At 71.6% G+C, this 9,698-nt stretch carries 10 protein-coding genes; 6 read left to right on the forward strand and 4 right to left on the reverse strand.

The window, feature by feature from the left end:
• The first annotated feature begins 114 nt into the window (after nt 1–114).
• Nucleotides 115–849: an LppX_LprAFG lipoprotein gene (locus IH80_RS0137125; protein ID WP_030966292.1), complete on the forward strand. Its 735-nt coding sequence runs from the start codon at nt 115–117 to the stop codon at nt 847–849.
• 120 nt (nt 850–969) lie between these two features.
• Here the strand turns inward: IH80_RS0137125 and IH80_RS0137130 are convergent, their stop codons facing one another.
• Nucleotides 970–1,410 (reverse strand): SHOCT domain-containing protein, encoded by a 441-nt coding sequence (locus IH80_RS0137130; RefSeq protein WP_030966294.1) that lies wholly within the window; start codon nt 1,408–1,410, stop codon nt 970–972.
• Complete coding sequence (locus tag IH80_RS0137135; protein WP_037882200.1) at nt 1,410–1,817, reverse strand: DUF6325 family protein; 408 nt, start codon at nt 1,815–1,817, stop codon at nt 1,410–1,412. The genes IH80_RS0137130 and IH80_RS0137135 overlap by 1 nt, the downstream gene beginning before the upstream one ends.
• 106 nt (nt 1,818–1,923) lie before the next feature.
• Between IH80_RS0137135 and IH80_RS0137140 the strand changes: the two genes are divergently transcribed.
• Both IH80_RS0137140 and IH80_RS0137145 read left to right on the forward strand, forming a co-directional pair.
• Nucleotides 1,924–3,294, forward strand: a complete 1,371-nt coding sequence (locus tag IH80_RS0137140) for an FtsW/RodA/SpoVE family cell cycle protein (RefSeq protein WP_030966296.1) — start codon at nt 1,924–1,926, stop codon at nt 3,292–3,294.
• Nucleotides 3,291–4,751, forward strand: coding sequence for a penicillin-binding transpeptidase domain-containing protein (locus IH80_RS0137145; RefSeq protein ID WP_030966298.1), 1,461 nt, complete (start codon nt 3,291–3,293; stop codon nt 4,749–4,751). The genes IH80_RS0137140 and IH80_RS0137145 overlap by 4 nt, the downstream gene beginning before the upstream one ends.
• Before the next feature lie 98 nt (nt 4,752–4,849).
• On the opposite strand, the gene IH80_RS46650 is transcribed toward IH80_RS0137145, so the two are convergent.
• Nucleotides 4,850–6,103 carry a M23 family metallopeptidase gene (locus IH80_RS46650; protein ID WP_063757384.1) on the reverse strand — a complete coding sequence of 418 codons (1,254 nt, stop codon included), beginning with the start codon at nt 6,101–6,103 and terminating at the stop codon, nt 4,850–4,852.
• Nucleotides 6,104–6,289: 186 nt separating this feature from the next.
• On the reverse strand, nt 6,290–7,405 hold the full coding sequence (locus IH80_RS0137155; RefSeq protein WP_030966300.1) for a ferritin-like domain-containing protein: 1,116 nt from the start codon (nt 7,403–7,405) through the stop codon (nt 6,290–6,292).
• 168 nt (nt 7,406–7,573) lie between these two features.
• Here IH80_RS0137155 and IH80_RS0137160 point away from each other — a divergent pair, with 168 nt between their 5' ends.
• From IH80_RS0137160 to IH80_RS0137170, 3 genes are all read left to right on the forward strand, one after another.
• Entirely contained in the window at nt 7,574–8,503 is a 930-nt protein-coding gene (locus IH80_RS0137160; RefSeq protein ID WP_030966301.1) for an AurF N-oxygenase family protein, read from the forward strand.
• 210 nt (nt 8,504–8,713) lie between these two features.
• Nucleotides 8,714–9,427, forward strand: a complete 714-nt coding sequence (locus IH80_RS0137165; protein ID WP_030966302.1) for a TetR/AcrR family transcriptional regulator — start codon at nt 8,714–8,716, stop codon at nt 9,425–9,427.
• A 10-nt stretch (nt 9,428–9,437) separates the two neighbouring features.
• Nucleotides 9,438–9,698: hypothetical protein (locus IH80_RS0137170; protein WP_030966303.1), on the forward strand; the 261-nt coding region annotated here is incomplete at its 3' end.

The following is a 9,698-nucleotide window of genomic DNA, read 5'->3' on the forward strand; positions in this document are numbered from 1 at the left end:
TCCCACCCCCGCCCCGCGTCCCCCGCCCCACACCGCCCGCCCCGCCTTCCGCCTCCGCCCGCGCGGGGAAATCGGTTCGGTTGGCGGGGGTGGGGCGTGCGATGCTGCCTGGCGATGATGACCTTTGCTGTACGCCGTACCACCGTTTCCGCCGCCGTTGTCGCGGTCTGCCTTTCCGTACTGTCGGGCTGCAAGGACGCTCCTGAGGGAGCGGGCGCCCCGGCGCCCGCGTCCTCCGCCGCGTCCGCCACCCCCGTCGCCGGGGCGTTCGAGCCCGAGCAGGCACTCGCCGAAGCCGAGAAGACGCCGTACGCGGCGTCCATGAAGGCCACCTCCGAGGCCGCCGGACAAGAGCTGTCGACCATGACCGGCCGGTCCAACATCGGCACGTTGTTCACCGGCCGGGCCGAGATCCGTTCCTCCGGCATGTGGATCGAGAGCGTCACGACCACCGACGCCAACTACATCCGCAACCGCACCAAGGAGGGCAGCGGCTGGGTGAAGTCGCCGCGTTCCCCGGACAACGACGCGAACTACGCCGGCTACGCCAAGCTGCTCCTCGCCGCCGGCCCCTCCGCCAAGAAGGGCATGGAGACCCGGAACGGGGTCCCCACCTACCACCTCGGCGGACGTCTCGACCTCGACCAGGTGGCCTCGGTCGATCCGCGCACCCACCGTTCGATGAAGAGCAAGGGCGTCACCGGCTTCGACATCGACCAGTGGATCGATGCCCAGGGCCGGACCGTCCGCTTCGAGCAGCGCATGGACATGCGGGGCGCGCAGGCCGCCAACAAGGTGGACTTCAGCGAGTTCGGCCCCGTCGAAACCTTCGCCGCGCCCGAGAGGTGAGCCGTCCGGGCCGTGACGGCGCCGTTGTCGGACCGGTGGGTCCGTCACCGTTGTCGCGATCTCGCGCCGATGGACGCGGCCGACGGCGTTCCTCCTCCGCGGTGGCGCGCGGCACGCCCGTCAGCCGTTCAGCAGACGGGCCTTCGCCGTCGTGAACTCCTGAGGGGTCAGCAGGCCCTCGCGGGCCAGGTCGGCCAGTTGGCGCAGCTCCGCCGCCAGGCCGGTGGGGGCCGCCGGGCCGGGCTCGGGGCGGGTGTCCCAGTACAGGGCGTCGACCGGTTCCGGCTCGTCGTCGGGCTCGGGCTGGGGCTCGTCCATCGGCTCCGGCCCGAAGGCGTCCATCAGCTCCGGCTCCGGCTCCTCCCTGAAATCCGGCTCCTCCGACCGGACCGACCCGGCGGCCCGGGGCGGCAGGTCGTGGCGCCGCGGTTCGTCCGGGCGCACCGCGCCCGAGGTCTCCGTCACCGCACCCGACGCCCGTGCCAGCAGGCCCCGCAGCAGGGGGGATCCCGCCGGCCGGTTCGCGGCGTGGACCGTCACTCCCATCGGGCGGATGAACATCAGGCCACCCCCGCCCGGGGGTCCGACGGGACCCGGTCGGGCGGGATGCGGACCGAGCCCACGATCCGGCCGCCGGCCGCCCGTACGGCGATCGCCGCGTCCTCGGCCCATACGTGCTCGACCACCAGCAGCAGCGCGCAGCTGCCGCGCTCCAGCAGGTCCGCCGCCTCGTGCACGTCCTCCGGGCCGATCAGCCGGGCCGCGTCGCGTCCCGTCAGCAGACCGTGCAGTTCGACGAACTCGTCGAACTCGGCCGCGAGGACCTCCCCCGACGCCGTCTTCGTGGCGACGAGCCCGTCGATCAGCCGGACCACCCCCGACTTGCGCAGCCCCATCACGGCCTCGACGGCCGGTACGCGCAGCTGCTCCTCGGGGAAGGCCAGGACGATGAATTCCACAGGTCCCATGCGCCTCGGCTCCTCACTCTCGATACTTGCGACCGTTTGTGACGACTCTTCGGCACACTATGACATAAGCGGACATACCATCCGTCCGCTTGCTACGTTTCGGGGTATGACCGCTCTGACGGCGAAGGTGGCGGAACCTTCCCCGCCCCCGCCACCCGAAGCCGGCGCGCCCAAACGCCGGGGGGTGGAGCTGGCGCTCCTCACGGGCGCCGTCCTGATCTCCGTACTTGGTCACCTCCACGTCGGCCTCGTCACCACCGGCCGCATCCCCGACCCCGCCGACCGGTACGCGGTCGGCCTCGCCGCAGCCGCGCTGCTCGCGCACCTCGCCGTGCGGTTCACGGCCCCGTACGCCGACCCCCTCGTGCTCCCCATCGCCGTCCTGCTCAACGGCCTCGGCCTGGTCCTCATCCAGCGCCTGGATGCGACCACCCCCGGCCACCCCACCGCGGACGACCAGCTCCTGTGGTCCGCCCTCGGCGTGGTGCTCTTCGTCCTCGTCGTCGTGCTGCTCCGCGACCACCGGGTGCTCCAGCGCTACGCGTACCTGTCCGTCGCGACCGCCCTGGTGCTGATGCTCGTGCCCGTCTTCTTCCCGGCGGTCAACGGCGCGCACATCTGGATCCGCTTCGCCGGGCTTTCCTTCCAGCCGGGGGAGTTCGCCAAGATCCTGCTGGCCGTGTTCTTCGCCTCCTACCTCGCCGCGAACCGCACCGCCCTGGCCCTGACCGGCCGCCGGCTCTTCTGGAAGCTGCGCCTCCTGCCGGGCCGGGTGCTCGGACCGATCCTCGCGATCTGGCTGCTCAGTGTCGGCCTGCTCGTCCTGGAACGGGACCTCGGCACCTCGCTGCTGTTCTTCGGCCTGTTCGTGATCATGCTGTTCACCGCCACCGGGCGGATCGGCTGGATCGCGATCGGACTGCTGCTCGCCGCTCTCGGCGCCTACGCCGTCGGGACCTTGGAACCGCACGTGAACAGCCGCGTGGACGACTGGCTGAACCCTTTCGCCTCCATCGAGCGCGGCGAGGGCCCCGGCCAGCTCGCCCAGTCCCTCTTCGCCTTCGGCGCCGGCGGCCTCCTCGGGGCCGGCCTCGGCCACGGCCAGTCCTTCCTCATCGGGTTCGCCGCCAAGTCGGACTTCATCCTCGCCACCGCCGGAGAGGAGCTCGGCCTCGTCGGCCTCACCGCGATCCTGCTCCTCTACGGACTCCTCGTCGCCTGCGGGTTCCGCGCCGGCCTCGCCCTGCGCGACCCGTTCGGCCGGCTGCTCGCCACCGGCCTCGCCTCGATCCTCGCGCTCCAGGTGTTCGTCATCGCGGGCGGGGTCACCGGGCTGATCCCGCTCACCGGCATGGCCATGCCCTTCCTCGCCCAGGGCGGCTCCTCCGTCGTCACCAACTGGATCATCGTCGCCCTGCTCGTCCGGCTCAGCGACAGCGCACGCAGACCCCGTCCCGCGCAGGAGGCGGCCGAGTGATCCGCTACATCCGCTGGTGCGCGTACTTCTGCGCGCTGCTGCTCCTCGCCCTGCTGGCCAACATCGCCCGCGTACAGGTGTGGGAGTCCGCCGCCTACGGCGCGAACCCGGCCAACAAACGCTCCGCCATCGAGCGTTACGCCGAGCCGCGCGGGGACATCCTCGTCGACGGACGGCCCGTCACGGGCTCCCGCGACAGCGGCCAGCTGCTGCGCTACGAGCGGACCTACGTGAACGGTCCGCTCTACGCGCCCGTCACCGGCTTCTCCTCCCAGACGTACGGGACCAGCTTCGTGGAGCGCGCCGAGGACGCCGTGCTGTCGGGCACGGACCCGGGACTGTCGGCGTTCCCGCTCTGGTACGACCTGGCCCGCGGCCGCCCGGCCGGCGGGAACGCAGCCACCACCGTCCGCGCCGCCGTGCAGCGGGCCGCGTACGCCGGGCTCGGTGGGAAGCGCGGGGCGGTGGCCGCCCTCGAACCGGCCACCGGGAAGATCCTGGCGCTGGTCAGCAGCCCCTCGTACGACCCCTCCGTGCTCTCCGGCACGGGGGCGAAGGCGCGCGGGGCCTGGGCGGCGCTCAACGCGGACCCCGCCCGTCCGATGCTCAACCGGGCGCTGCGCGAGACGTACCCGCCCGGTTCGACCTTCAAGATCGTGACGGCGGCGGCGGCCCTGGACGCGGGCGTGGTCACCGACGTGGACGCGCCGACCCGGACTCCGGACCCCTACCCGCTGCCCGGGACCAGCACCCTGCTGCCGAACGCGGCCACGGGCTGCGAGGACGCCTCCATGGCCGAGGCCGTGCAGTGGTCGTGCAACACGGTGATGGCGAAGATCGGGGTGCAGGTCGGGCTGCGCCGGATGACGGAGGCGGCGCGCCGCTTCGGCTTCAACACCGAGGGGCTGCGGGTCCCCTCGTGGGTGTCCCGGTCGAACTTCGACACGGACATGAGCCTGGACCAGCTGGCCCTCTCCTCCATCGGACAGTTCAACACCACGGCCACACCGCTGCAGATGGCGATGGTGGCCGCGGCCGTCGCGAACGGCGGCGAGCTGGCCTCCCCGTACCTGGTGGAACGGACGACCCAGGACGACGGTTCCCCGGTGCGGCGCGGTGACCGGCGCAGCCTCGGGCGGGCGATGAACCCGGCCACCGCGCTGCGGATGCAGGAGCTGATGGTGAAGGTGGTGGAGCAGGGGACGGGCCGGAACGCGGCGATCCCCGGTGCGGTGGTCGGCGGCAAGACCGGTACGGCCCAGCACGGCGTCGGCAACGCGGGGACCCCGTACGCCTGGTTCATCTCCTGGGCCCGGACCGAGGGCGCGGCCCTTCCGGCGGTTGCGGTCGCGGTGGTGGTGGAGGACGCGTCGGCGGACCGGGGCGACATCAGCGGCAACGGCGCGGCCGCGCCGATCGCCCGGGCGGTGATGGAGGCCGCGCTGGCCGCGCGGTGAGACGTCGCGGACGAGCGTCGGCCCGGCGTGGGCCGCGGCAGCCGCGGGGGACGGATCCGGTGCCGGGGCGGTCGGACGCCCCGGCACCGGTCGGGGTCTCAGTACGAGCAGCCGCTGGTGGGCAACGTGCCGGGAGCCTGCGGGGTGACGCCGTCGTAGAGGTCGAGGAGCATGCGCTGCGGGCAGTGCTTCACGCCTCCGATGCGGATCTCGAAGTGCAGGTGCGGCCCGGTGGACTGCCCCGTGTTGCCGGATTCGCCCAGGTACTGGCCGGGGGAGACGGTCGATCCGGCCGCCACGCCCCGCTGGCTGAGGTGGCCGTATATGTAGGTGGCGCCGTCGGCCCCGTTGATCTGGATCCCGTTGCCGAAGCCGCCGTCGATGTAGCTGACGGTCCCCCGGGTGACCGCGTGGACCGGGGTGCCGGTCGGCACCTGGATGTCGATGGCCGCGTAGTCGTGGTGCGGGTCGTCGAGCTCGCTGCGCGGTACGGCGCCGTGGGGCAGGACGTAGGCGTAGTTCCCGCCCGTGCAGGTCGCGGTCTCGGGCTGTGCGGAGATCAGGGTCTGGGTCCAGCCGGAGGCGTCGACGGGGTCGTCGTTGTGGTAGGCGATGTCGGTGCCGGAGCGGTCGTTCGGGTCGACGTCCTGGTACCAGTACATGCCGCCGGCCCCGGTCACGCCGTAATAGAGGCCGCCACCGGGGGAGACGAGCCGGTCGAACGCGGACCAGCCGGAGGCCGCGAGCTGGGCGCCCGACCAGCCGCCCCCGCTGTCGATCCGGTATTCGAGGAGACGGCCGTCCGCGGTGTTGGCGATGAGCCGGTCGTCGCCGGAGGAGGCCAGGGTCTTCAGGACGAAGCCGTTGCCGATTTCCACGCGCTGGCCGATGTGCTGGGAGCCGGCGGGCTTGGCCTGTGAGACGAGGTACTGGAGGAGGACGCCGCCGGCCGTGCCGTAGAGGTGGCCGTGGCCGTCGTAGACCAGCTTGTCGTGGGTCCAGCCGGTGCCGATCTGCACCGGGGGGCCTACCAGGCCGAGCGAGAGGTTGTTGGTCTGGACGTCGACCCGGTAGAGCACCCCGCCGGGGTCCGTGACCAGGACCGTGTTGAAGTTCAGGGTGGCCATGGCCTTGGGCGTGAAGCCCAGGTCCGGCCCGATGAGCGTCTTGATCCGGTCGCCGGTCGACGGATCGATCTGTGAGTACGTCAGCCGGCCGTCGGCGAGGGCTCCGTAAACCGAGACCGACCCCGTGCAGTTGGCGGTGGCCGCCTGGGCGGGGGCGGCGGTCACGGATCCCAGACCGATGGTCATCAGGCCGGCGAGCAGGGCGCCGAGAACGGGCCGGGACATGCCAGATTTCATTCTCGTCCTCCAACAGGTCGTGCACTCAAGGAAGATGATCAGGCGCAGAATCTATCGACTCCCCCTGCCGGGGGACATTGATCTTCACGCCACATCCCCGGTGCACGTACCGGCCGCCGGTCACCGCCTGCCGCCGCTCACCGCCTGCCGCTCACCGTTCGCCGGTCACCGCCGTCAGGTTCCCGTCAGATCCCGCCCGTCGGCGATGGCGGCCTCGACCTCGGCCACCCGCGCCGACTCCTCGGCCGCGAAGCGCTCGCGGTCGAGGGCCTCGGCGATCTCCTCGTCCTGACTCATCAACAGGTCCAGGTTGGAGTCGCCCATGTGGAAGACGCCCAGGTCCACGTACGCCCGCTGGAGCCGCTCGCCCCACAGTCCGATGTCCTTCACGCACGGCACGATCCGGCTGAACAGCAGCTTGCGGAACAGGTGCAGGAACTCGGACTGCTCGCTGAGCGCCTGCGCCTCCTTCGCCGGGATGCCGAAGTTCTCCAGCACCTCCACCCCGAGCAGCCGGTCCCGCATCAGGTGGCAGCCCTCGATCACGAACTCCTCGCGCTCGCGCAGCTCGGCGTCCGTCAGCTGCCGGTAGTAGTCGCGCAGCGCCATCCGCCCGAACGCCACGTGCCGGGCCTCGTCCTGCATCACGTACGCCAGGAGCTGCTTGGGCAGCGGTTTGGTGGTCGTGTCCCGGATGAGACCGAAGGAGGCCAGGGCCAGCCCCTCGATGAGCACCTGCATGCCCAGGTACGGCATGTCCCACCGGGAGTCGCGCAGGGTGTCGCCGAGCAGCCCCTGGAGGCTGTCGTTGACCGGGTACAGCATCCCGACCTTCTCGTGCAGGAAACGCCCGAAGATCTCCGCGTGCCGGGCCTCGTCCATGGTCTGGGTGGCCGAGTAGAACTTCGCGTCGAGGTCCGGGACGGACTCCACGATGCGCGCCGCGCACACCATCGCGCCCTGCTCGCCGTGCAGGAACTGGCTGAAGTTCCAGGCGGCGTAGTGCCGGCGCAGCTCGCCCCTGTCCTTCTCGGTCAGCCCGGCCCAGTGCCGGGTCCCGTACAGCGGCAGGGCCTCGTCGGGGGTCCCCAGCGGATCGTACGGGTCCACCTCGATGTCCCAGTCGATGCGTTGGGCGCCGTCCCACTGCTTGTCCTTGCCCTTCTGGTACAGGGCGAGGAGCCGCTCGCGGCCGTCGTCGTACTCCCAGCTGAAGCGGGCGGAGCCGGAGGCGGGGATCTGCCAGACGGCCTCGCCCGGGTCCTCGGTGTAGAGCTCGTGCGTCGACACTGACGCCCCCTCGTCTCGCGTACTGCCGTGCAGGACCGGACAGTTGGCAGAGTCACACGTTGGTAGACGCGGGGTCAACAAGTCGTGCGCGGGGGATTGACGACCTTGCTGACAAGCAGTCTCATAAGCAGGGACCGCCGGTAACTCGACGACGAGGTGTCCGAAGCCATGACGACCGTGACCGAACGAGCCGCGCTCAGGGACGCCCTCGGCCTCCTCAAGGACCGGGAGCAGATAGCCGAGCGCCTGCTGGAATCCTCCGCCAAGCACTCCTTCGACCCCGACAAGGAACTCGACTGGGACGCGCCCATGGTCGAGGGGAAGTACTACTGGCCGCCCGAGCTGCTCTCCCTCTACGACACCCCGCTCTGGAAGAAGATGGGTGAGGAGCAGCGCATCGACCTCTCCCGCCACGAGGCGGCGGCGCTCGGCTCGCTCGGCACATGGTTCGAGATCATCCTCATGCAGCTGATGGTCCGGCACATCTACGACAAGTCGCTGACCAGCAAGCACGTGCGGTACGCCCTCACCGAGATCGCCGACGAGTGCCGGCACTCGATGATGTTCGCCCGCATGATCCAGAAGAGCGGCAGCCCCGAGTACCCGGTCTCCCGGCTCAACCACAACCTCGCGCGGATCCTGAAGACCGTCTCCACCACCCCCGGCTCCTTCGCCTGTACCCTCCTGGGCGAGGAGATCCTCGACTGGATGCAGCGCCTGACCTTCCCGGACGAGCGCATCCAGCCGCTGGTCCGCGGCGTCACCCGGATCCACGTGATCGAGGAGGCCCGGCACGTCCGGTACGCCCGCGAGGAACTGCGCCGGCAGATGCTGACGGCCCCGCGCTGGGAGCAGGAGCTCACCCGGATCAGCTGCGGCGAGGCCGCCCGCGTCTTCTCCCTCGCCTTCGTGAACCCGGCCGTCTACGACAACGTCGGGCTGGACCGCCGCGAGGCGGTCGCCCAGGTCCGGGCCAGCGGCCACCGCCGCGAGGTCATGCAGACCGGCGCCAAGCGGCTCACCGAGTTCCTCGACGACATCGGCGTCCTGCGCGGAGTCGGCCGCCGGCTCTGGCAGAGCTCGGGCCTCCTGGCCTAGGGGGTCTCCTGCCGGTCGGGCCGGATCGGGGAGCGGCGTCCGGGGCCGTCCGGACGCTGGGAGGGCGGCGGAGACCCGGACGCGGTGCAGGACCGACGGAGCCCCCCGGACGTTGTGGCGTCCGTCCGTCCGCACGTCCATCGATCCGGATCGGGCCGGTACTTCGCGGAGGCCGGTCGCGGGCGGTGGCTCGCGAGCTACCCTGCGGTCATGACCGTACGCGCGTACCGCAGGCTGAGCGTCGAGGAGCGGCGGGCCCAACTCCTCGACGCCGCCCTCACGCTGTTCGCGCACCGGGCTCCGGAGGAGGTCTCGCTCGACGACGTCGCGGAGGCCGCCGGAGTCTCGCGCCCGCTCGTCTACCGGTACTTCCCCGGCGGCAAGCAGCAGCTCTACGAGGCGGCCCTGCGCTCGGCGGCCGACCTCCTCGAACTCTGCTTCGCCGAACCCCAGCAGGGCCCCCTGACCCGGCGGCTGTCCCGGGCCCTGGACCGCTACCTCGCGTTCGTCGACGAGCACGACACCGGCTTCGCGGCCCTCCTCCAGGGCGGCAGCGTCGTCGAGACCTCCCGTACGACGGCGACCGTCGACGGCATCCGCCGGGCCGCGGCCGACCAGATCCTCCTCCACCTCGGCGTCCCGGCGCCCGGCCCCCGGCTGCGCATGATGGTCCGCACCTGGATCACGGCGGTCGAGGCGGCCTCCCTCATATGGATCGACGAGGGCAAGCAGCCCGAGGTCGACACCCTCCGGGACTGGCTGCTCGACCAGTTCATCGCCCTGCTGACGGCCACCGCCGCCACGGACCCGGAGACGGCGGCGGCCGCCCGGGCCGCCCTGGCCCTCGAATCGGCTGACGGCCCCGTCGGGAACCTGGCCCGGCGCGTGATGCCCGTGGTCTCCGAGGCCGCCCACCTGCTGTGACACTGGTGGGGTGAGAAGCCAACCGACTCCGTTCGAGGGCGGCCCGATGGACGGCCGGGTCCTCCCGATCCTGCTCGGCCCGACCGGACACCCCCCGAAGTGGTACGAGATCCCCGTCCCGACGCCGGACGGCCCGCCGACGGTGCTGCTGTACGAACGGGTCCCGTCGGGCTACTCGAAGCGGCTTGGCCTGCAGAAGGGCTGGAAGTACGCGTTCCGCCCCTCGGGCACCAAGCCCCGCCCCCGCTGGCCCTGGACCAAGCCCCCCCGC

Source organism: Streptomyces sp. NRRL S-378, from assembly GCF_000720645.1.
Taxonomy (GTDB): Bacteria; Actinomycetota; Actinomycetes; order Streptomycetales; family Streptomycetaceae; genus Streptomyces.

What these genes read in the sequence shown, in the direction of transcription:
- IH80_RS0137125 (WP_030966292.1), top strand. Translation starts at nt 115, where the DNA reads ATGATGACCTTTGCTGTACGCCGTACCACCGTTTCCGCCGCCGTTGTC.
- IH80_RS0137130 (WP_030966294.1), bottom strand. Translation starts at nt 1,410, where the DNA reads ATGTTCATCCGCCCGATGGGAGTGACGGTCCACGCCGCGAACCGGCCG.
- IH80_RS0137135 (WP_037882200.1), bottom strand. Translation starts at nt 1,817, where the DNA reads ATGGGACCTGTGGAATTCATCGTCCTGGCCTTCCCCGAGGAGCAGCTG.
- IH80_RS0137140 (WP_030966296.1), top strand. Translation starts at nt 1,924, where the DNA reads ATGACCGCTCTGACGGCGAAGGTGGCGGAACCTTCCCCGCCCCCGCCA.
- IH80_RS46650 (WP_063757384.1), bottom strand. Translation starts at nt 6,103, where the DNA reads ATGTCCCGGCCCGTTCTCGGCGCCCTGCTCGCCGGCCTGATGACCATC.
- IH80_RS0137160 (WP_030966301.1), top strand. Translation starts at nt 7,574, where the DNA reads ATGACGACCGTGACCGAACGAGCCGCGCTCAGGGACGCCCTCGGCCTC.
- IH80_RS0137165 (WP_030966302.1), top strand. Translation starts at nt 8,714, where the DNA reads ATGACCGTACGCGCGTACCGCAGGCTGAGCGTCGAGGAGCGGCGGGCC.